The organism is Allopontixanthobacter confluentis (assembly GCF_009827615.1).
In the GTDB taxonomy this organism is placed as follows: Bacteria; Pseudomonadota; Alphaproteobacteria; order Sphingomonadales; family Sphingomonadaceae; genus Allopontixanthobacter; species Allopontixanthobacter confluentis.
Genome location: NZ_WTYU01000002.1, coordinates 981,877 through 1,002,746 on the forward strand (window position 1 = coordinate 981,877; position 20,870 = coordinate 1,002,746).

General features: G+C 53.8%; 19 protein-coding genes. 11 read left to right on the forward strand and 8 right to left on the reverse strand.

Translation table 11 applies throughout. The features are described 5' to 3' along the window. Window positions 1-153 precede the first annotated feature (153 nt). Window positions 154-1,338, forward strand: coding sequence for a molybdopterin molybdotransferase MoeA (locus GRI44_RS13020; RefSeq protein WP_160602166.1), 1,185 nt, complete (start codon window positions 154-156; stop codon window positions 1,336-1,338). A 99-nt stretch (window positions 1,339-1,437) separates the two neighbouring features. Here GRI44_RS13020 and GRI44_RS14015 read toward each other — a convergent pair whose 3' ends face one another. The 3 genes from GRI44_RS14015 to GRI44_RS13030 all read right to left on the reverse strand — a co-directional run bounded on the left by GRI44_RS14015 (window position 1,438) and on the right by GRI44_RS13030 (window position 3,005). Then, the gene (locus GRI44_RS14015) at window positions 1,438-1,560 is read right to left on the reverse strand and encodes a formate dehydrogenase accessory sulfurtransferase FdhD (protein ID WP_232843142.1); all 123 of its coding nucleotides are present in this window, start codon (window positions 1,558-1,560) and stop codon (window positions 1,438-1,440) included. A gap of 404 nt (window positions 1,561-1,964) precedes the next feature. Continuing rightward, complete coding sequence (locus GRI44_RS13025; protein WP_160602167.1) at window positions 1,965-2,450, reverse strand: hypothetical protein; 486 nt, start codon at window positions 2,448-2,450, stop codon at window positions 1,965-1,967. After that, complete coding sequence (locus tag GRI44_RS13030) at window positions 2,451-3,005, reverse strand: T4SS efffector SepA family protein (protein WP_160602168.1); 555 nt, start codon at window positions 3,003-3,005, stop codon at window positions 2,451-2,453. A 337-nt stretch (window positions 3,006-3,342) separates the two neighbouring features. Between GRI44_RS13030 and GRI44_RS13035 the strand changes: the two genes are divergently transcribed. Beyond that, a complete protein-coding gene (locus GRI44_RS13035) occupies window positions 3,343-3,636 on the forward strand; it encodes a hypothetical protein (RefSeq protein ID WP_160602169.1) in 294 nt (97 codons plus the stop codon). A gap of 640 nt (window positions 3,637-4,276) precedes the next feature. Here the strand turns inward: GRI44_RS13035 and GRI44_RS13040 are convergent. Beyond that, the gene (locus tag GRI44_RS13040; RefSeq protein ID WP_160602170.1) at window positions 4,277-4,735 is read right to left on the reverse strand and encodes a hypothetical protein; all 459 of its coding nucleotides are present in this window, start codon (window positions 4,733-4,735) and stop codon (window positions 4,277-4,279) included. 853 nt (window positions 4,736-5,588) lie between these two features. Continuing rightward, the gene (locus GRI44_RS13045) at window positions 5,589-5,912 is read right to left on the reverse strand and encodes a hypothetical protein (protein ID WP_160602171.1); all 324 of its coding nucleotides are present in this window, start codon (window positions 5,910-5,912) and stop codon (window positions 5,589-5,591) included. A gap of 251 nt (window positions 5,913-6,163) precedes the next feature. On the opposite strand from GRI44_RS13045, the gene GRI44_RS13050 reads away from it, so the two are divergent. Both GRI44_RS13050 and GRI44_RS13055 read left to right on the forward strand, forming a co-directional pair. Continuing rightward, window positions 6,164-7,417 carry an AAA family ATPase gene (locus GRI44_RS13050; RefSeq protein ID WP_160602172.1) on the forward strand — a complete coding sequence of 418 codons (1,254 nt, stop codon included), beginning with the start codon at window positions 6,164-6,166 and terminating at the stop codon, window positions 7,415-7,417. A 2-nt stretch (window positions 7,418-7,419) separates the two neighbouring features. Further along, complete coding sequence (locus GRI44_RS13055) at window positions 7,420-8,220, forward strand: DUF3226 domain-containing protein (RefSeq protein ID WP_160602173.1); 801 nt, start codon at window positions 7,420-7,422, stop codon at window positions 8,218-8,220. A gap of 121 nt (window positions 8,221-8,341) precedes the next feature. Here GRI44_RS13055 and GRI44_RS13060 read toward each other — a convergent pair whose 3' ends face one another. After that, window positions 8,342-8,617: a type II toxin-antitoxin system YafQ family toxin gene (locus GRI44_RS13060; RefSeq protein WP_160602174.1), complete on the reverse strand. Its 276-nt coding sequence runs from the start codon at window positions 8,615-8,617 to the stop codon at window positions 8,342-8,344. A 5-nt stretch (window positions 8,618-8,622) separates the two neighbouring features. Further along, the gene (locus tag GRI44_RS13065; RefSeq protein WP_202386342.1) at window positions 8,623-9,234 is read right to left on the reverse strand and encodes a hypothetical protein; all 612 of its coding nucleotides are present in this window, start codon (window positions 9,232-9,234) and stop codon (window positions 8,623-8,625) included. 365 nt (window positions 9,235-9,599) lie between these two features. Between GRI44_RS13065 and GRI44_RS13070 the strand changes: the two genes are divergently transcribed. After that, complete coding sequence (locus GRI44_RS13070; protein ID WP_160602175.1) at window positions 9,600-9,887, forward strand: type II toxin-antitoxin system RelB/DinJ family antitoxin; 288 nt, start codon at window positions 9,600-9,602, stop codon at window positions 9,885-9,887. 390 nt (window positions 9,888-10,277) lie between these two features. Further along, window positions 10,278-10,823, forward strand: coding sequence for a recombinase family protein (locus GRI44_RS13075; RefSeq protein WP_160602176.1), 546 nt, complete (start codon window positions 10,278-10,280; stop codon window positions 10,821-10,823). Between the two features lie 154 nt (window positions 10,824-10,977). Here the strand turns inward: GRI44_RS13075 and GRI44_RS13080 are convergent, their stop codons facing one another. Beyond that, window positions 10,978-12,216 (reverse strand): hypothetical protein, encoded by a 1,239-nt coding sequence (locus tag GRI44_RS13080; protein WP_160602177.1) that lies wholly within the window; start codon window positions 12,214-12,216, stop codon window positions 10,978-10,980. A gap of 326 nt (window positions 12,217-12,542) precedes the next feature. On the opposite strand from GRI44_RS13080, the gene GRI44_RS13085 reads away from it, so the two are divergent. The 5 genes from GRI44_RS13085 to GRI44_RS13105 all read left to right on the forward strand — a co-directional run bounded on the left by GRI44_RS13085 (window position 12,543) and on the right by GRI44_RS13105 (window position 20,841). Continuing rightward, the gene (locus GRI44_RS13085; RefSeq protein ID WP_160602178.1) at window positions 12,543-13,280 is read left to right on the forward strand and encodes a hypothetical protein; all 738 of its coding nucleotides are present in this window, start codon (window positions 12,543-12,545) and stop codon (window positions 13,278-13,280) included. Window positions 13,281-13,687: 407 nt separating this feature from the next. Next, on the forward strand, window positions 13,688-15,190 hold the full coding sequence (locus tag GRI44_RS13090) for a type I restriction-modification system subunit M (RefSeq protein ID WP_160602179.1): 1,503 nt from the start codon (window positions 13,688-13,690) through the stop codon (window positions 15,188-15,190). Then, a complete protein-coding gene (locus GRI44_RS13095; RefSeq protein ID WP_160602180.1) occupies window positions 15,187-16,695 on the forward strand; it encodes a type I restriction-modification system subunit M in 1,509 nt (502 codons plus the stop codon). The genes GRI44_RS13090 and GRI44_RS13095 overlap by 4 nt, the downstream gene beginning before the upstream one ends. Beyond that, window positions 16,688-17,884 (forward strand): restriction endonuclease subunit S, encoded by a 1,197-nt coding sequence (locus GRI44_RS13100; RefSeq protein WP_160602181.1) that lies wholly within the window; start codon window positions 16,688-16,690, stop codon window positions 17,882-17,884. The genes GRI44_RS13095 and GRI44_RS13100 overlap by 8 nt, the downstream gene beginning before the upstream one ends. After that, window positions 17,881-20,841 (forward strand): type I restriction endonuclease subunit R, encoded by a 2,961-nt coding sequence (locus GRI44_RS13105; RefSeq protein WP_160602182.1) that lies wholly within the window; start codon window positions 17,881-17,883, stop codon window positions 20,839-20,841. The genes GRI44_RS13100 and GRI44_RS13105 overlap by 4 nt, the downstream gene beginning before the upstream one ends. Window positions 20,842-20,870: the final 29 nt, after the last annotated feature.

Sequence of the window (20,870 nt, forward strand, 5' to 3'; positions counted from 1 at the left end):
ATCGCCGCCGACTTGCCGCGATGGCATTCGCTATACGCCCCCTTAAGCAGGCATCACGCCTGCGATGCACGGTGCACGCCAGAGCGTTGGCTGATATGTAGACGCGCAAATAGACTATTCCATACAGGCGCCGCCGATGTCACAGCCAGTCGGATGTTCAGCTATGATGACGCTCTCGCTCTCCTTCTTTGCTCCGCGCCCGTGCTGCCGGCCGAAACTGCGGCGATAGAAAACGCCGGGGGCCGGTATCTGGCAAGGCCTGTTACAGCCGCCATCGATGCGCCGCGGGCCGATGTATCAGCCATGGACGGCTATGCGTTGCGCCTCGCCGATGCCCAGCCGGGCCGATGGCTGACAGTGGCGGGGGAAGCCGCCGCAGGTGTGCCACTGAGCCATGGCCTCGCCCAAGGCGAGGCAGCGAGAATTTTTACCGGAGCCCATATCCCGCAAGGCGCGGATTGTGTGATCATGCAGGAATATGCAGAGCGCAGCGGGGACCGCGTCCAGTTCTCCGGCGGTTTCGGGCCGGCCTCCCATATCCGCCGCAAGGCCGGCGATTTTGCGAAGGGTGACATCTTGCTGGAGCAAGGCCAGCGCCTGACGCCGCGTGCCATGGTGGCGCTGGCCGGTGCGGACCTTGCAGAGGTAGGGCTGGTGCGACAGCCCGGAATCGTGATTATTTCGACCGGTAACGAGTTGGAACAGCCCGGCTCTGCACATCTATCACCCCATTTGCAGCCGGAATCCGGCAGCTATGGGGTGGCGGCGCTGGCGAATACCTGCGGGGCGATTTTGATGGATCGCATGCACGGCAGGGATGATCTGGAAATCCTCGCTCCGCTTGCGCGCAGTGGGATTGATCGGGCCGATTGCGTGGTGGTTATCGGCGGCGCATCGGTCGGCGATCACGATCTGGCCCGGCCAATGTTTGGCGGCGCGCAGATGGACGAGAAGTTCTCCAGCGTGGCAATCAGGCCGGGCAAACCAGTGTGGTTCGGCCTGGCCAATGGTATCCCGGTGCTTGGCCTGCCGGGCAATCCCACGTCGGCAATGGTGACGGCCCGGTTGTTCCTGGCCCCCTTACTGGCAGCCATGCAGGGCGGCGACGGGGCGGCCACGACGCGGTTCCTCCCGCAAGTCCTTTGCGGCGCGCTGCCTGCAAATGGCTCGCGTGAAACCTTTGTAAGAGCGCGCTCTACCGAATTCGGGCTGGTGCCAGCCCACAACCAGGAAAGCGGTGCACAGGCACCCCTGACAGCCAGCGACTGGCTGATCCGCCGCCCGATCGGCGCAGACGCGGTAGCCAACGGAGCAATCGTGCCGGCAATCCCGTTCTAGACAAAACCGTTCAGAAAATGCCGTGCGGATCGCTGACGATCAGCGCGCTAACGCTCCCGGCGAGCGCCAGCAATCTCAACCAACCTTTCCTCGCCCGCGCTAAACGATGCTGGACGCCGCGCTGAGGGATTTGTCGAGCACATCTTGCCGCCCGACATCGTCGCGAAGCAGCACGATCCCGCCGCTGACGTACCACAGCCCGACCGCATGGACTGCCTCCAATTGAGACCCTCACATGTGCGTGATCGCGCATGACGGAAAGCGAATTGTGAACAGAAGCACAGCCGACCAGCGATGAGAACAGGACCACTTTTCAAATAATGATGGGTCGGAACAGTCCGACATCACTGTCCAACACGCACGCTTGGAAGACCGTCGGTGTGACGATTTTCCAAGTGTTTCAGAGCTTTAAGAAAAGCTGGTGCCCAGAAGAGGACTTCCATGGTAGACCCTAAGAACCGCAGAAATCAGCCATTTCTTGCACTCTCGATCAGCCCGATGTGTACTATCCGTGTGTACAACTTTCAAGCCTTTAGCTTAATTCGAGTCCTCGTTTAGGACTCACATCGGTTACGCAAAATCCAGCGGCTAAAAGACGCCATGGACCTGACGCTTTTAGGCGCTCTCTACTCCTCAGACGAGCCACCCGGGACCCCGGCCTCGGCAAGCCTCTTGGCTGCGTTGTCGCGACACTTATCCGCAAACCGAGAGGGATGCCTGAGTGTCACCGCTTCAAAGGTGTATTGCGGCATATTCCGCGCGATCATCATATCGAATCCAGAAGATTGCTTCCCGTTTACAAGATCTATCACTGTCTGATGCTCACCGTCCCGTCCGATCTTCTGGCGTGTGCGCGACAGTCTTACTGTTTTGCCTCGCTCCTCGGCGAGAGCGTCTTCGAGAGCGTGAATGCAGCGCCACACATCATGCTCGAGGGTGCCAGGTTCCTCTGATGGAAGGAGCTCATACAGACGCAACTGAGCTGCCCGAATAACTTCTAGTTCCCCATGTCTACGAGCGTTCACAATGACATTTCGCAGGTTGTCGGTATCTAAGCACTTTTCAATGTACGCTAGCGCCTCTTGGGCGCGATCTTTTTTCTTATCAGTCATTTACTCGCCCTCCACATAGAAGGATCCAGCTACGTTTGGCATCGCCGCTTTTTCCGTGTTCTGCCACGAGAACTCGACCTCAACAGCGATACCGAATGAGGAGGCAATTCGGTATGCCTGCTTCCATGCAGAATTTGCATCTTGGCCCTGTACCGAAATGTTTGCCTTCTCGACGAATTTGTAGCCATTTTCCTCGTTGCGCCCCTCGATGTAGGGAACAGCAATAACGGACGAGATATCAGCTTGAGATATGCCTCGCTTCGCCGCCTCTTCGATCACAGCGTACATGATTGGGTTCCAGTATGTCTTGGCCTTGGCCAGCATTTTTTTGCCGACCTTAGCAATCTGCGGTGTGCTGAATGTGAGGTTGGGGGCGGCTGCAGGATTGAACGCACGTACGTCCGAGCCGCCCTTCGGTATCTGCGCATCCTCGTCGCCCTCTTCGAGTGCAGTGAGGGCTCTCTCAATCACTGTCAGAGGTGTGTCGACAAACGGAACAGCGTGCTTTTGCAACCTAGCGAATAGCTCGTCCGGGATTGTGATGACAGTGGGCATTAATCGTCTCCTTCGTGGTCAGTCTGGAGAATCAACTACGCTATAAATCGCAGGATGTAAACCCTGTAGGACTCTTAGAGTGTGCATCCTAGGAGCCCTAGGGGTATAATTGGATGGCCGCTTGCTCCTCTGCACTCATAGATTGCACATCGATCGTTCTTGGTGCGACCCACGACATATCGCGAACGGAGCGGCGTTTTTTAAACTCATGAACGCCTGACTGCTGTGATACCATCAGGAGCGCGAATATTGCGCAGTGGAGAAGGAGGCGTGATTGGAAGGCACCAGAGAGGCGTAATCGCCAATCTGAGGGTGGTTGATTGGAAAGGAGGCGTGAATGAAGAGAGGTAGCTACTTCGGCGGATCAACTGAGATCGGGCCTGGAAGCAAGTATTGGTGGCCAGAACCAGGGGACCGGAAAAAGTCCCGAAAAATCGATCCTGAAACACAAGCGATCATGGATGAACACGACAGGCTTCGGGCCCTTGGTCGAGATCCGATGGCAGAATTGAAAGAACAGAAAAAGGCCTACAAAGCCGAAGTGGCACGCCGAAGAAGAGCAAAGAAAAAGGCCAAAACATCGAATCATAAGGGCGCCGCTGGAGCGTCCCTTGCTCCGGACAATGATTGACTCACCTACCTCATAAAGAAAATGAGATTTGAACAAAAAAATCCCCCAAGTGCCAATTGGCACCTAGGGGATTGCAAGCAGCCTTAGTAGCTAGCCGTGCTTGCTTGAAAACTAGTGGGCGTCCAATTCCTCAACCTTGAACCGAACGCCAAGGATTCGTTAAGAGCGATCCACTCAGTTTTCCTGCCAGAATATTTCATCGGGTATGGTGGGAGTGAGCCGTCTGGTTTCAGGCCAATGAAGACCCGAGGATCTTGCGGCTCGGGATGCGGGTAAAGCTTCAACGTTTCCCGCTTAGCCCACGCGGCAACATTCTGGCCCTTCCGAGGACATGTAAGGTGCGTCCACCACCACACACCGACAGACGACAAAATCACAACATTCTCAGGCTTTCCCGTAATTTCCGGGTCGACAGCCTCTGCTGCTATACGCTTGGCGAACGTCGGAAAGCTGGGTTGGCTAACGACGCTGGCTGCAGATTGATCATAACCAATAGCTGCGCAAAGATCGGGGAGGGCAAACCAAGGGACGCCATCAATCGTGATGGTACGGATGGGCCTTCTACGATAGTCTAAGGTGAAGCCTTCACTCCAGACTTCAGTGACGCATGCCGATCGATCTAAAGCATCGCGAACCAGCATTAGATTGCCTTCCGTTCAGCAAAAAGAAGATGCTCACTAGCAAATATCTTCTCTGAAAAGCGCAATTTGACTAGCCTCTCCGCAATGGTGATGGCTTGCTCAACCGATCCACCCCTTTCGGACAAAGCACTTAGTGATCCATAGGTATTGAGCCATTCGAATGCGACTTGAGAACGGGTCTGCTGCAAGTTTTTGACAAAGCGTCGCCCACCCCTTTTGGCATGCTTTGCCGCAATTTCCGGGTTAAATCCGATCTTATAGAGCGACCTTAGGAGTTCTTGCTCTTCGTCGACCTGCCAATTCAAAGCAGCATCCCATGGTTCGCGATTGATAAGCGCTTTCTTCACGGAGGTGACCTCCAGTGAATTATGGAGATCGGTCCTGGGACTGGATAGGGTTGGATTGCGTGTATATTTGCTGAGGAGAGCTAAAATTTTGCGCAAAAATTTGTTTTTCATATAATGTTCTTTCGAGATTAGAGTTCGCCCAGGATTTCTGGGCACTGATAGGTAAGCCCTTCGATGTGCCTTGATGGCCAAGTCAGATCTTGGGCAGGAATGGAGCTGAAGCCATCTACAAATTGGTTGGATGGCTCTTGCAATAGTGACCTCGCAATTTGCATTGAGGGCTGTCTAAGCAGGGTTTCGCCAAACATTGGTCGCATGTGCGGGACCTAACGGCGGAGGCCGCGCACGCACTTTTGTTTCATATGTTTCGGTAAGGACGACCGGGCTTGTTGCTGAGCGCGAGGTCAGAACGACAAATAATTCCGGCTGGAATCTAAGGGTACCAGCTACAAATATATGCCAATCAGAATTGCTGTGTTTCGCCATGCTCCAACGCCCTCAATGAGCGCGTGGTGCTTGAGAGCACCCGGAGCTGTTGTCGATTTGCTTATAGTATCAGGCTTTACGATCAGAGCGAGCAAGAACGCCTATCATGAGAATTAAACTTTGTTTGGTAAACAACAGTTTAACATCAGTTGGGTTCTTGGAGATGAATTGGCCCTTTGTCGGAACCAAGAAAATTGAGGATTTTGGTTGTTATCGAGTCCACTCCGACCCGCAGTCCTGGTGTCCAGCGAAACCGCCTTTTTGACAAATCTTTCTCGTCGATCAGTTTGGCACCATCGATAAGTGCAAAGGGGACCCATTGATCGCTTAGGCGCGGATTAATGCCGCCGAGGTCTGGCATAATGCGATATGTGACGGGCACAAAAACGTTACAAGTCAAGTTTGGGTCGAATTGGACAACTGCACGAACCCATCTGAATGTCCCTCCTATTCCACTATGTAGCACATGAGTTTTGGTTCAAGCTTTTGGTTCATCATTCTGTTCTAAAGCCTCTCTGAGAGCTGCCGCCAGAGGTGACGAATTCACCTGCTTTGCGACCACTAATTTCTCGTAAGCTTTGCGCCCCCTCATCTCAGCCCAATCCTTACCCAGCTGTCGCATCTTTCGTTGGTTTTCTTCAACTTGTTTGCCCACTTTTACTTTGAGCTTTTTATCAATAATGCGCTGTTGATCACGGATAGCAGCGCCCGAAGGCCCCACACCGCCCTTACGCCCTTTCGCTTTTACAATTGCTCCGTCGCCTATGAGCGTACTGCCGCCATGATAGTGCCCTTTTCCCATATGGCTCTTGAACCAATGTTTTGCATCGGGCGCAAGGGATTGGGTTCAATGTATGCCGTGGAGTGCGAACGGATTAGACACTAAGAATGGCAGGAAACAGTCGTTTTTGTGCTCCCCATCTGGGCATTGTGCACTGTCTGTTTGCGCGTGCATAAGTACATCATTTTGGTCTGATCTTCTGATAGGCCCTCTCGTTCGGGGTATTCCATGGCCGCTTGCAGAATGCGTTCTTCTCCTACCCACGCCAGTTTGTGCTATCATTATCACCTGAATCCCGGCATTTGGATTGTCTTCTAGGAAGACTCAAAAGAGAAGGCATAGTTTTGGTTGAGCTGAAGCGTCCCCCAAAGAGGCTAAGGGATGCCCCTATTGCTTTAGACAAGCTGACAATTGGAGCGTTCAGAAACCTCGAAAATGTAGAGTTGGAGGACCTTGGGCGCATCAACCTGTTGGTTGGTGTCAACAATGCCGGCAAGACCTCAATATTGGAGGCAATTGCCGTCCTTCAAAATCCATTTTCTCCTTACGAGTGGTTCAACGCAGTCCGCACGAGAGAAACTCGTTCGGTTGGTTATATGCCAGATCAGATGTCTGTCCTTGAAGCAATAAGGTGGATGTTCCCAATTTCCAACGACCCAATGGAAATTGAAAATCAAATCTCACCAATTACCTTGAGTAGTGAAGCCCACGGTCGCTCCGATGATCTGCGGATCACTTGTGAAGAGATAAATGGTTTCATTGATCCCGAAACCTTCAGCAAGGCTTTTGCCGGTGTCAGAAAGCGTGATGCTGTGGAGCCAGTCGAGGATAGCGGATTATTAATTCGAGCCTCAGCGCACATCAGCCAAGGTCTCCTTTCGCCCGAATACTTTGAGCAAGAATGGGTCCTCTGGTCTCAACTTGGACTTCGCACCGAAATGGGCGCTCGTCGGCCAACAGGAAATTTGCAGTTTCTAGCACCCTACGCGCACCGCAATTCACCAGCTAACTTGCGGCTATTAAGCGAGGCCAGCAAATTTGGGGGGCGTGACGATATTGACGCTCTGCTGAGAGACCTGGATCCGCGAATTTCGGGCGTAGAGATTATTACATCTGACGACGGTCGTTATCCTAAGATAGCGATCCGGATGCGTGATGGCGCTCTAATGCCACAAGGTATCTTTGGTGATGGAGTAAGGCGGGCTCTTTCCATTGCTCTAGCCATAAGAAAATGTGCTAACGGCATTTTGCTGATCGACGAAATAGAGGCGGCTCTTCATGTCAGTGCGTTGGATCGAGTGTACCGTTGGCTGGATCAAGCGGCCAATAGCTACAACGTACAGATTTTTGCAACCACCCACAGCCTTGAAGCCATTGAAGCAGTTATCAGTAGCGTTGCGCCTAACTCTCATTCAGACTTGTCTGGTTATGCTCTGGGCGACGCTAAAGAAGGTGGGGTCAAGAGGTATACGGGTGGCATGCTACATCGCTTAGTGCGTCAGCGTGGCTTAGATATTCGATACTGAGCATGGCCAATTTTGCAATGATAGTTGAGGGCGCACATGACGCCAGCTTCCTCGGTAAGCTTCTCAAGGTTCGTGGATTTCAAGCAGTTCGCAAGATTGGTGATGTGCCTGGTAGGTGGAAACTTTTGTTTCCGAAAGTATTCCCAATGGACGGAGAGAACCTCGAACGGGTGATGCGCTTTCCGGAAATTTATGTCCGAGATGGCGACGTTGTAGGGATAACTACTTCTGGTTCCGATAGTCAGCTTATTTCCACAGTTCGCGCAGTCGTCGATGTTTTGGGATCTAGTGAACTAAGATCCATTGGCATTTTCGCCGATATAGATGGTCATGATAAGGATGCCCGCTTTTCGGAGTTTGTTGATGCAATCAATGCAATGAATAAGGCTGCAGCTGCCGAAGGGGAGCCTGGCTACCCACTGGCAGTTCCTGCATCCCTAGGGTGTATGGAAACTGGGCCACCTGCGATCGGCATATATCTATTTCCCGACAATGATCAGCCTGGAGCTTTGGAAAACATACTTGTTGATTGTGCAGGCGCTAACCACAAAGCAATCGCAGATGCCTCAATTAAACTCGTTGCTGATCTTGATGCATCCTGTCCACCCGATCAAGCTGATCTGAAGAGACTAAGGGCGGGGATGGGGCGAGCAAAAGCCGTCGCTGGTACCATCGCAAATTTACTAAAGCCTGGAGTCAGTTTAGCCGTATCATTGGCACAAACAGATTGGCTCACAGGGCACGCTGGCGAACTTGAAGTCGTCGAAAAGGTAGATGCGTTCTTAGACAATCTTCTCGCGTAAATCTTTGTTTTTATTACCCGTGGATAATCGGGCTGCGAGCCGTCAAATGAGATTTTTTAACCAAAATAAGGGTGCGTCCTTCTAGTTTGCCGCCTTGAGACCGTACAGTGGAACTTGACTCTTATCCAAAAAGTTCAGCGTGTGAGCCTAGACGAGCGAGGATCAAATTGCCATCTGCGGGCTTGGCATAAATCAAAACCAAGTCAGGACGTATGTGGCAGTCTCGGTGGTCCGCCCAATCCCCGTTCAAAGCATGATCACAATTGCTCTTCGCCAGGGGCAAGTCGGCAGAAAGCTTGTCAAGAACTGGTTGCAAAACCGCATCCAGACCAGCATCTGATTTTCTTTCGCGCTTATAGTCACGACGAAACTTGGTCGTGGGTGTGAGAGCACGCATGATCGCTACCCCTTCACAACAGCACCAGGAGGCGCTGTGGCCGTAGGAGCCGTGGGGGCGTGGGGCTGTTGCCAGGCGACGGTCATGTCAGCGGCACCTAGCTCAATCGCAGTCTCGACTAAGGCATTATAACTCGCCTCGGTCAAACCAGGGGTTTTAATGAAATGGAGCCACCTGATAACAAAGTGGGGGTTCCAAATTATGGCATAACCCATTGCGCCGGATTTACCTGGCTTAATGTCAATAAATTGAAGCTCGTGAAGCATCTTCATCCGGGTGCTCCAGGTGTGTTCTCCGCGCTGCCCCCCAAAACCAGAAGCGTTTGCCATATCTCCGCGCTTATTGAGTGCCGCAAAGCTATTATCCCAAGTACTGCACCATAGCGTTAGATAGGTGGAAGAGACCGGTTGACCCTTTGTAATCTCATCCATTATCTTGAGTATTAGTGGCATTGTCTTAGGGATGGTCGTGAAGCCCTTCTGCTTCTTCCGGTCCCAAAGCCACGTCTCCTTGTTCGGCCATAGATGGTCCCGAAGCTGGAGCTGCTTCTTCACGATTGCACTTGCTTGGCGGGCGGCTGCCATAGCGAATTCCTTGATTTCGAGCGACTGGTTCATCCAGCCGTTAAAATGGGTTATGAACTAAAAAAGCTTATAATTCAATACCTTAGGTGCTTACTGGTCGGGATTGAGTCGCGCTCTTCTTGCATCCTGGCTCATGAGATTGTTGTATATATCTCGTTATAAAGTTACTTTTGCAATATATAATGCGCATAGAATGAAGTTTGTTATTGTATTCTCAACATAATATTCTCGCTCTTCCTGTACTCGACTGTGCTGATGTGCTGAAATGTGCTGGATGTGCTGTCCGTGCTCACGGGGATGGTCCAGGAAGGGGGTGCGGGTTGACGCACTGGTGTTAAAGACTACTTTAATTTTCGTAGCTACATTGTAGCCTTCGATGTCGAATGAAAGAATGAACCATGCCTGCAGCTGAGGTTGTCCGCGCTCGGATTGATGCCGCTCTTAAGAAGAATGCCACGGCTGTCTTAAACAAGATGGGCCTCTCCGTGTCTGATGCCATCCGCATGCTGCTGATTAGGGTCGCTGAAGAAAAAGCTCTGCCTTTCGATGTGCACATACCCAACCGTGAAACTCAGAACGCGATGCTGGAAGGCCGCGACGGCAAGCTTGAGCAGTTTGCCAATTCTACCGACCTACTTGCTGGCCTCAATGAATACGAAGAGGCGACGTCGAGTAAGGTCGGATAAAACATCGTCAGGGACGCGCTTGGCTCAAGTTGACGTGAACAGGCAATGCGGCGGATATTGAATTCGTGCTAATAAAAGCGCTCCGATGCGCTCAGGGTCCGACCTACGAGGCGACCCCTAGCGAAGGTGTCAAACTCAAATCTGTTGATCAGAAGTTCCTCTGGTACCATCGGCTAAGAGCAAGGGGACCCATTTGCGACTAGGGCATACCCAATCGACATATGTGCTGAAGCCATCCTCAGTTTACCTATTCGGACAGCCTATTACGTCCGCATGGTTTACCCCAACGACACAACTGCCTGAGACAGTTCAGGTGTCTCAATAGCATTGACATTGCCATTACGGACATTTAGCGACAATGGTCTTAGAGGCTATTGAGACGCATTCATCATGACCACGACCATTGGCTACGCACGGGCAAGTTCCGAAGACCAGGACTGCACCATCCAGGAGGACGCGCTGAGGGCGGCTGGCTGCACCATCGTCCGCTCAGAGAAGAAGAGCGGCACGACCAGGCAGGGACGGGAGCAGCTCGATACGATCCTGGAGTTCCTCCACGAGGGCGACACTCTTGTGGTGACCCGCATCGACCGCCTGGCGCGATCCGTGAAGGACCTGGAGGACATCGTAGAAGCCATCAGGGCCAAAGGAGCACACCTCCAGGCGACAGAGCAGCCGATTGACACAACCACCCCAGCAGGCGTCGCGTTCCTCCAGATGCTTGGCGTGTTCGCCCAGTTCGAGACGGCGCTGCGAAAAGAGCGTCAGATGGAGGGCATAGCCAAAGCAAAGGCGGCAGGTGTCTACAAGGGCCGCAAGCCCTCGGTGCCTGTGGAAGACGTAAGGCGGCTGAAGGATGAGGGTCTCAATCCGACCCAAATCAGCAGGCAGCTCAAGATCGGCAGGGCGTCTGTTTACCGTGCGTTGGCAGCATGATCTGTTCAGAGAATATACGGGTAAGCTGAACACCCTTAGACTGGCCAAACAAGCCATGTTGAGGCCTCTGGCATGCAATTGAACAGTGGTGCAGCGCAGTCCTTCAGGTATGCGTCATCGCGGTTGTATAGGGACCTAGGTCCCTCCACGGGGTCTACTTCAGGATTGGCTCGGGGGCGCTTGTCATCCCAAGTTGATGGATGAAATACCTCGAGAACCCTTCCTTTATGGCCTCCTCAGCCAGCCCTTGGTTCCCATCAGCAACCAACAAAGCGTCATGTACTGGCAAGAAACCAACGCCTTTTTTCATCAAGCTCTCCATTGCGAGCCGGATGATTTCGGCCTCGTGATAGTGCAGGTCGAGAGGACCAATTCCAAGGCCGTGAAGCTGCGACAGGAACGGATAGCGCTTCAGGCCAACCCTCTTAGCCGCAAGCAGGGGATTGCCCCCGTTCGACGCTCCAGACGAACCTAAGGCGAGCACTACCCACTGCTTTACAGTATCCCTTTTGACCCCATCGAGCTCGTAGGGGTCCTTGGCGCTATCGAATGGAACACCCAGCAACCCGTGGAGAATGGTAAGATGCGACGCACTGATGTCGAGCTCTCTGGAAGGCAGCCCATCAATTATGATCAAGCGCTCCCTGGTCTCTTTGCCGCCCTCAAAAGCCTCATACCGATCAGCTCCGAGCATGCTGTAGTACCGGCCATGCCACTGATAGGAGAAATCTGGGTGGTCCGCATTGTTGAAGGATCGCCTCAAGCCCGCGAAAGTGAACCCTGCGATACGCCCTTCGTGCATCAGAAATGCGTTCAGCTCTTGCAGGTCCTGGATAATTAGGCTGCACCTGGGGTCATCTTTCGGCAATGGCAGCAGCTTCGGCTTTTCTCCCCTTATTGCAGGCTGAGCCTTTAACATCAGAACTTCTGCACGGCTGGGTGGAGCGCTTGGTCTTGCTACAAAATGCTGACGAATGGAGGACAGGCTAACACCCAGCTCATCAGCCAGGTCGATCAGCTTCTTGGTGGGCCTGAAGCAGGTACGGCTGTGCTTCTTTCGCTTCTGACCAAAGCTCACTTCGGTTCTGAAGTACCCAGGCAGTTCTTCGATATAATCCTGGCTACCCAGAGCTGATCGCATGACACCAAGAGCCGTTCGGCCACCTGGAACAGTCCCCAAGTGTTCATTGTCGGTCGATAGCTTGCTCCAGCGGCCATCAGCAGCAGCTCGAAGTAGGTCGGCAAGGAAGGCCTCTATAATAGCCTGGTAAGCTGGAACCATCGACGGCCGAAATTGACCTTGGGTTCTCCTGAAGGGAACAATGATGGTGTTTAACACTACATCCATCAAGGCCTTGGCTTCAGGGGACATCAAGTAGCCCTTCAGCAGCATTGAGCGGGCGCAAGTCCGTGCATCCCTTCGGTCGGCTGTACGGTCCTCTAAGTTGAGGGCAGATAGGGGCGTAAAGAGGTGCATATAGGGTTAGCCCTACCATCATTTATGAGGGTGCTTTAAGCCACCTTTGGCCAACCCCAGGTGCCCCTTAAGCCATAGTAGACAGAAACTATTCGGCCCGGCTTAACACATTGATAACGAGGAGCCATTAACCCGTCGCAATAGGCTCTGGACCATCCATCAGCCCTATGGCAGATACTGCCAACAACCACGGCTCCGGGTGTCACTAAGGCACCACGCGCTTCAACCAGGAGCGCCATCAAATGGCCTTAACTAAATGTGCACTTGCGACATCAAGAAGTAGCGACCGCATCCGACGCCAGAGTGGCGACCCAGTATTCGAGAAAGGGAGGTTACGGACGACTTCCACGGTCACCCTTGAACACGAAGGGGAGAAGCTCCAGCTTCGCTATCATCGTTCCCGCTGGCGACTTCCTGATCCCGACTTTCCATCAGTTCGTCAGTGCACAACGAAAGCGAAACTGTATGCAGGTGACACACATGCTGGAAGCTTTGAGTTCACTGAACTCTGTCCTGAACCCCTGATCGACAATCATTCCTTCTTTGAGTGGGCGGATGCGATGTCGTCCACACTGATGGAGCTCGCAGAAGTTCTATGCAGCCACTGGGAAGAACTGTCTGAAGTGTCAGATTATGGAACGATCCTGGAACTGACCCGAGCATGGATGGACCCAGCGTTCTCGAATAGCGGGCGCTTTGCACGGGCTGCAAATGCTTTAATCGGGATGAACAAGGACTGGAGCCTTCTGGTCCTCAAGGCCTTTCCGCTAGAATATGAGGGTTCGGGTTCCGATTCCGATCAGTTTGTTCAAGCCCAAAATCGTCGGCAGCGAGCGATGATGCGGCACTACCATTCAGCGCTTGGCGTTGCCCCTTTCCCAGAGGCTGCAGGTAATCACGGGTGGATGTACTTGCGACGCGCTGGCTTACCGATAGCTGATCCCATAAATGGGGCAGGAGACACGATAAGTGACTGGTGAAGCCCTACTTCCCTCCATGTCGTTTCACTCCATCGAAGCCTTCCTTCAGACGGCTGCCAGCAATTTCCCATATTTTACCCCAAGTTCGAGGGTGGCTTTTAACTACGCCTTGGCGCGGCTCTATACCTCCCGGATCAGGGTGGGAGGTGGACGAAGTCGGTCTCGCGCCAGATGAATAGGAGTTCAATGAGAGAGTGCCCGACTCGATGACCACTCGAGTTGAGCCCTGAAACGGCGGAGGCTTTTCAAAAGATGACTAGGAGGACGCTGATTAATCAACGGGTTTTCTTCGACCGAGAGGATAACTTGTCTGTCGCAAAAGCTATTCAAAGCTCAACCTTTGACCTACGAACAGAGCACGGCTTAGTTCGAGCTCCAGTTAGACCTAAAGGACATAGAGCCACTCAATGACATCGGATGGGCGCGAAATTAAGTCCTCACTCTGGGATGCAGCAAATACGTTGCGCGGATCTGCCGTCGATCGCACGGATTGGAAGGGGTACATACTCCCTCTTCTATTCTTCAAGCGCATATCGGACGTCTGGGACGAGGAGACCCTTGAGGCTGGCGAACTCTATGGTGAGGCCGACCCGTCGCATTTCCCTGAAATTCATCGCTTTGAGGTGCCGGAAGGCTGCCATTGGAATGACGTAAGGGAGGCGCCAGCAAATGTCGGCTCGGTCTTGCTCCATGCCATGCGTGAGATCGAGCGGGCCAATCCTGACACGCTCTTTCGCGTTTTCGGCACGGCGGACTGGGGCAACAAGGAGAAATTCTCCGACGAGCTTTTGAAGGACATGATCGAAGGTTTCTCAGAAATCCAACTGGGCAACTCGCAAGTCAGCACCGACGTTCTGGGTGACGCCTACGAGTATCTTGTCGGAAAGTTCGCTGACGTGACCCGGCGGAACAAAGCTGGCGAGTTCTATACCCCCCGAAGCGTCGTGCGTATGATGGTGCAACTGCTCGATCCTAAGGAAGGAGAGAGCATCTATGATCCTGCGTGCGGAACGGGCGGTATGCTGCTCGGAGCAATTGAGCATGTCGCAAACCGAGGTGGTGATCCGCGGACCTTCTACGGGAAGATCTTTGGTCAGGAAAAGAACCTCACGACATCCGCAATTGCGCGCATGAATCTGGTGCTTCATGGCATTGAAGACTTTGAGATTGCCCGCGAGGATACCTTAATAAGTCCTGCATTCACCGATTCCAGCACAGGCGGTCTCGCAACCTTTGATTGTGTAATCGCCAATCCCCCTTTCTCACTAAAGGAATGGGGTCGTGAGCTATGGGAGAGCGACCCGTGGGGTCGTGCATCCTATGGTATTCCGCCTGAGAGCTACGGGGATTATGCCTTCGTACAGCACATGATTGCCTCGATGGCGCCGAGCGGCAACAGCCGGATGGCCGTGGTGCTTCCTCAGGGCGCCTTGTTTCGAAAGTCGGCTGAGGGATCTATCCGCACTCAGCTGCTTAAGGAGGACCTGATCGAAGCCGTGATCGGCCTCGCTCCCAATCTCTTTTACGGGACCTCACTTGCAGCCTGCATTGTGGTGCTCCGGCGCAAGAAGCCAGCCGACCGCAAAGGCAAGGTTATGATTATCGACGCGTCGAGCGAGTTCCGGAAGGGCCGGGCACAGAACTTCCTCGACACCGGGCACGCGGACAAGATCGTAAAATGGTATCAGGCATTTGAGGATGTTGTGGATCGCGCCAAGGTGGCAGCGATCGAGGAGATCGAGAAGGAAGGGTGGACTCTTAACATTTCCCGTTATGTCCTGCCGCCAATCGGTGATGAGATTCCCCCACTCCCCGAAGCGATTGAGGCATTCAAGACCGCACTTGCAGATGCCCGGCTGGCCGAAGACAATCTGCGAACTGTCCTCAATGAAGGAGGGTGGCTGAAATGAGCACGCGCCTTACCCAGCGCGAGCTCGAAAGCTATCTGTGGGGTGCTGCAACGCTCCTGCGCGGGCTGATCGATGCTAGCGATTACAAGCAGTACATCTTCCCTTTGATGTTCTTCAAACGCCTTTCCGACGTCTGGGATGAGGACTACCGCGAAGCGTTCGAGGAAACAGGAGACGAAGGGTATGCCACTTCGACCGCAAATGATCGTTTCATTGTACCGGCAGGTTCGCATTGGGAAGACGTCCGCGCCACTTCGACTGACGTTGGACGCGCCATCCTCTCCGCCTTTCAAGAAATCGAAAAGAGCAATCCCGAGCGGCTACAGGGAGTTTTCGGCAATGCCCAATGGACCGACAAGGGGCAGATGCCCGACGCGACGCTCAAGAACCTGATCGAGCACTTTTCGAAGCACGACCTGTCGCTTGGCGCAGTGCCCGAGGATGAGCTTGGCAATGCCTATGAATATCTAATCAAGAAGTTCGCCGATGATAGCGGGCATACCGCGCAGGAGTTTTACACCAACCGCACGCTTGTGCATCTGATGGCGCAGATGCTGGATCCTCAAACAGGAGAAGATGTCTATGACCCCACCTGCGGCACTGGCGGCATGCTCATTTCATGCCTGGCAGAGGTCAAGCGTAATGGAGGTGACACCAGAACGATGGGCCTCTACGGTCAGGAGCTAATTAACATCACTGCGGCCATCGCCCGGATGAACCTCGTCATTCATGGGGTGTCCGACTTTCAGGTCGCCAGCGGGAATACTCTTTCTGATCCAGCCTTCGTGGAAGGCGACAAGCTTCGATCCTACGACATCGTGCTCGCCAACCCGCCATATTCGATCAAGAAATGGAATCGGGACGCCTGGACCAGCGATGCCTGGGGACGGAATTTCCTCGGCACCCCTCCGCAAGGCCGGGCCGACTATGCGTTCTTCCAGCACATCCTCAACAGCATGGACCCGGAGACCGGACGCTGCGCGGTCTTGTTCCCGCATGGCGTATTGTTTCGCAACGAAGAAGCCGAGATGCGCCGCAATCTAATTGAGACTGATCTGGTGGAATGTGTGCTCGGGCTCGGGCCGGGGCTATTCTACAACTCGCCAATGGAGGCCTGCGTCATTATATGCCGCAGCAAGAAGCCAGCCGAACGTCAGAAGCAGGTCCTGTTCATAGACGCAGTAGCTGAGATCGAGCGTGAGCGAGCACAGAGCTTTCTGAAGCCGGAAAACCAGCAGCACATCCTTGATGCTTATCAGGGCTTTACCAATGCGCCTGGTTTCGCAAGCGTTGTACGCACTGCCGATGTGCTGGCGGCCGACGGGGATCTCTCTATTGCCCGTTATGTGAAGAAACCCAAGCCTGAGATCTCTGCCGACGAGGCTGTAGGCCTCAAGGACTCTTGGAGCGCCTTCGATGCAGAGGGGCGCGATTTCTGGACTGGCATGGATGCGCTAGTCGATATGCTTGACGAGTTGGAATCTGGGAAGGATGCCGATGCTTGATAAAGCTTCGAAATTGAGCAGCTACCGGTTTGATAAGATGGCAGCTCAAATCAGTCACCGGGTCATGCCCGCAGAGACCGAAGTAGGCCGCTATGTCGGCCTAGAGCATCTTGATCCCGAAAGTTTGCGCATCCGTCGGTGGGGCGATCCCAGTGAAGTAGAATCGACCAAATTGACGTTTGAGCCGGGTGACGTAATCTTCGGCAAACGCCGCGTCTATCAACGCAAGGTTGCGGTGGCGGATTTCCATGGCATCTGCTCAGCGCATGCCATGGTGCTTCGCGCAAAGCCGGAAACGGTGCTGCCCGATTTCCTGCCCTTCTTCATGCAGAGCGATCTGTTTATGGAGCGTGCGCTGAGCATCTCGGTGGGCTCGCTCTCGCCCACCATCAACTGGAAGGCGTTGGCGAAGGAAGAGTTCCTGCTACCGCCAATCCAGGTGCAGGCGCGCTTGGTAGAAACTCTTATAGCCGCAGTAAACGCTCAAATCGAACTTCATAGGTCTCTGGAGACACTCACAACTATGAACGCTTCACTTTTGGATGCGCGACTAAGGGGTTCTTTACTTGGCGCAGCAAACCGGCATGAACGAGTTGGACCCTATTTCGAAGACTGGCCGCTGTTGCCAATTGGGAAATTGTTGACGAAAAACCAGTACGGACTTTCTGTAGAGGCCGGATCAACCGGGCAGTACCCCATGTTAAGAATGATGAACATGGAAGATGGTCGGGTAGTTGAGAACGACCTTAAATACATTGATCTTTCAGACGGCGAATTCGAAAAGTATCGTCTATTCGATGGCGACATACTCTTCAATCGCACGAACAGTTTTGACTTAGTTGGCCGAACCGGGGTGTACCACCTTGGCGCGGAGCACGTTTTCGCATCCTATCTCGTGCGTCTCCAGACCTACCGTGAGAAGCTTGATCCAGAATACCTCTGTGCATTTTTAAATGCTCATATTGGACGCCGCCAAGTCATGTCTTTCGCAACTAGGGGCGTCAGCCAAACAAATGTTAACGCCTCAAATCTGACGCGAATCTTACTACCCCTCCCACCGATCAGTTTTCAGCGTGAAACCGTAGAATTTATTCGTGAATGTCACGCAGCATCTTCGAGACTTACCCAACGAATTAAGAGCCTTGGACAAATAATCTCAGAGGTTACGAAACAAGGTATTTCTGAATGACATTCAACGAAGCCAACACCGTCGAAGCCTTTATTTGTGACCGTCTTAGCGGGACGATTAGTCCGACAACTGTGGTGCCTGGCCTAGCCCGTGAGGGTAGCGCGATCTCCGGCCTAGGCTGGCATTTCGTCGGTCCCGCTAATTTGCCACGCCATCCGCAGGATACGCTGGTTGAAACCTATCTGCGCGAAGCGCTGCTGCGCTTGAACCCCGACATCGCCGCCAACCCATCGCTCGTGGACGACGTGCTCTACCGCCTCCGTGCCATAGTCATGAGCGCCCGCTCTGACGGGTTGGTAAAGGCCAATAAGGAATTCGGTGCTTGGATGCTCGGCGAACGCTCTATGCCCTTCGGTCCAAACGGCGAGCATGTCACGATCCGCCTGATCGACTTCGATGACATCGAGCAGAACAGCTTCGTCGTCACGCAGCAGTTTACCTTCCGCGCCGGTAAGACCGAAAAACGCGCCGATCTGGTCCTGCTGGTCAATGGCCTGCCACTCGTCTTGATCGAAGCGAAGACGCCGGTCCGCTCCAGCCAGAGCTGGCTCGATGCCGCGCTCCAGATCAATGAAGACTATGAAAAGAACATCCCGGAACTCTTCGTACCGAATGTCTTCTCGGTCGCCACAGAGGGGAAGGAATATCGCTACGGTTCCGTGCGTATGCCCGTCGACATCTGGGGCCCTTGGCGCATGGATGAGGATGGCCCTCAGTCCCTGGCCGAGGTCGAGAAGGCGGTCATTTCCATGCTACGTCCGGCCATGGTGCTGGATCTGCTCGCAAATTTCACTGCCTTTACCATCCAGAAGGGTAAGCATCGGATCAAGATCATCGCCCGCTACCAGCAGGTGGAAGCCGTCAACAAGATCATCGAGCGAGTTGTCGCCGGCCAGCCGCGAAAGGGCCTGATCTGGCACTTCCAGGGCTCGGGCAAGTCGCTACTCATGCTGTTTGCATCGCAGAAACTCAGGTTGCATCCGGCACTCAAGAACCCAACGGTTGTGATTGTGGTCGACCGGATCGATCTCGACAGTCAGATCTCAGGCACATTCTATGCCGCCGACATGGCAAACCTGGTGCGGACAGATAGCCGCAAGGAGCTTAAAGAGCTGCTCGCAAAGGATGCTCGCAAGGTAGTCATCACTACCATTCACAAGTTCGCAGAGGCCGAAGGCGTCCTCAATGATCGCTCGAACATCATTGTCATGGTCGACGAGGCTCACCGGACCCAGGAAGGCGATATGGGGCGCAAGATGCGCGAGGCCTTGCCCAACGCCTTTCTCTTTGGCCTGACCGGCACTCCGATCAATCGCAGCGACAAGAACACCTTCTATGCCTTTGGCGCCGATGAGGACGAAGGCGGCTATATGAGCCGCTATGGACTCAACGATTCCATCCGGGACGGTGCAACCAAGGAGCTACATTTCGATCCACGGTTGGTCGATCTGCACATTGATCAAGAAGCGATTGAAGAGGCCTACGCTGAACTGACGGCTTGCCTTACCGATGATGATCGCGATAGGCTTGGCAAGGAAGCGGCCAAGATGGCCATTCTGGTGAAGTCGCCTGAGCGCGTGAGCGCAATTTGCGCCGACATTGTGAAGCATTACCAGGCGAAAGTGGAGCCAAATGGGTTCGGCGCTCAGGTGGTGACCTTCGACAGGCAGAGCTGCGTGCTCTACAAGCAGGAGCTTGACCGGCTTCTTCCGCCCGAGGCGTCAGACATCGTCATGTCGGTGAACAGCGGTGAGACTGAATATGCCCAGTTCAAGCGCGACCGGGACGCAGAGGAAAAGCTCCTCGACCGGTTCCGCGATCCCAAGGATCCGCTCAAAATCATCATTGTTACGTCGAAGCTTCTGACGGGCTTTGATGCGCCGATCCTGCAGACGATGTACCTAGACAAACCCTTGCGCGACCACACACTGCTTCAAGCCATCTGCCGGACGAACCGCCCTTACGGCGAGCAGAAGACGCACGGTTTGATTGTCGACTATCTCGGTGTCTTTGACGATGTCGCCCAGGCTCTCAATTTCGACGAGGAAAGCGCAAAGAAGGCGGTATCCAATATCGCAGAGCTGCTGTCCGTTCTGCCCGGCCAGGTTCAGAAGTGCCTTGCCTATTTCACGGGGGTCGACCGAGAATTGGAAGGGTATGAAGGGCTGATCGCAGCTCAGGATTGTCTGCCCAACAACGACCGTCGTGATGCCTATGCGGCCGAATTCAGTGTCCTTGCCCGGATCTGGGAAGCACTGTCGCCTGATCCCGTTCTATCGGCGTTCCAGAAGGACTACCGGTGGCTTGCTCAGGTCTATGAATCGCTAAAGCCGTCAACCGGTACGGGCCGGCTTTTGTGGCACAAGCTCGGCGCTAAGACGATTGAACTCATTCATGAGCATGTCCATGTCGACACGGTGCGTGATGACCTCGACACGCTTGTTCTGGATGCCGATCTGCTCGAAGCGGTGCTGGGTACTCCCGATCCTAGCAAGAAGGGCAAGGAAATCTCGGTCAAACTGACTGCTCGCCTTCGCAAGCATGCCGGCAACCCGACCTTCAAGGCGCTAAGCCAAAGGCTCGAAGATCTCAAAGAGCGGCATCAGCAGGGACTACTTCTCAGCATTGAATTTCTGAAGGCTCTGCTCGAACTGGCCAAGGATGTGGTCAAGGCGGAGCGTGAAGCGCCTGCCGAAGAAGATCGCGACCGGGGCAAGGCGGCTCTGACCGAGCTCTTCGAGGAAGCGCAAACGGGCGATACACCGATCATGATCAAGCGCGTGGTCGACGATATAGATGACATCGTACGTGCAGTCAGGTTCGATGGCTGGCAGGAAACCCATGCCGGCGAGCGGGAAGTGAAGAAGGCGCTGCGGCAGACCTTGTTCAAATACAAGCTCCATCAGGATACCGACCTGTTTGACCGTGCCTACCTTTATGTCTGCCAATATTATTGAATCGAACGTGCGCCCCCGTAGTCGAGCTT

Coding starts and splice junctions, on each gene's coding strand:
- GRI44_RS13020 (WP_160602166.1), top strand. CDS start 154: ATGTTCAGCTATGATGACGCTCTCGCTCTCCTTCTTTGCTCCGCGCCC.
- GRI44_RS13025 (WP_160602167.1), bottom strand. CDS start 2,450: ATGACTGATAAGAAAAAAGATCGCGCCCAAGAGGCGCTAGCGTACATT.
- GRI44_RS13030 (WP_160602168.1), bottom strand. CDS start 3,005: ATGCCCACTGTCATCACAATCCCGGACGAGCTATTCGCTAGGTTGCAA.
- GRI44_RS13035 (WP_160602169.1), top strand. CDS start 3,343: ATGAAGAGAGGTAGCTACTTCGGCGGATCAACTGAGATCGGGCCTGGA.
- GRI44_RS13040 (WP_160602170.1), bottom strand. CDS start 4,735: ATGAAAAACAAATTTTTGCGCAAAATTTTAGCTCTCCTCAGCAAATAT.
- GRI44_RS13045 (WP_160602171.1), bottom strand. CDS start 5,912: ATGGGAAAAGGGCACTATCATGGCGGCAGTACGCTCATAGGCGACGGA.
- GRI44_RS13055 (WP_160602173.1), top strand. CDS start 7,420: ATGGCCAATTTTGCAATGATAGTTGAGGGCGCACATGACGCCAGCTTC.
- GRI44_RS13060 (WP_160602174.1), bottom strand. CDS start 8,617: ATGCGTGCTCTCACACCCACGACCAAGTTTCGTCGTGACTATAAGCGC.
- GRI44_RS13065 (WP_202386342.1), bottom strand. CDS start 9,234: ATGAACCAGTCGCTCGAAATCAAGGAATTCGCTATGGCAGCCGCCCGC.
- GRI44_RS13070 (WP_160602175.1), top strand. CDS start 9,600: ATGCCTGCAGCTGAGGTTGTCCGCGCTCGGATTGATGCCGCTCTTAAG.
- GRI44_RS13075 (WP_160602176.1), top strand. CDS start 10,278: ATGACCACGACCATTGGCTACGCACGGGCAAGTTCCGAAGACCAGGAC.
- GRI44_RS13080 (WP_160602177.1), bottom strand. CDS start 12,216: ATGCTGCTGAAGGGCTACTTGATGTCCCCTGAAGCCAAGGCCTTGATG.
- GRI44_RS13085 (WP_160602178.1), top strand. CDS start 12,543: ATGGCCTTAACTAAATGTGCACTTGCGACATCAAGAAGTAGCGACCGC.
- GRI44_RS13090 (WP_160602179.1), top strand. CDS start 13,688: ATGACATCGGATGGGCGCGAAATTAAGTCCTCACTCTGGGATGCAGCA.
- GRI44_RS13095 (WP_160602180.1), top strand. CDS start 15,187: ATGAGCACGCGCCTTACCCAGCGCGAGCTCGAAAGCTATCTGTGGGGT.
- GRI44_RS13100 (WP_160602181.1), top strand. CDS start 16,688: ATGCTTGATAAAGCTTCGAAATTGAGCAGCTACCGGTTTGATAAGATG.
- GRI44_RS13105 (WP_160602182.1), top strand. CDS start 17,881: ATGACATTCAACGAAGCCAACACCGTCGAAGCCTTTATTTGTGACCGT.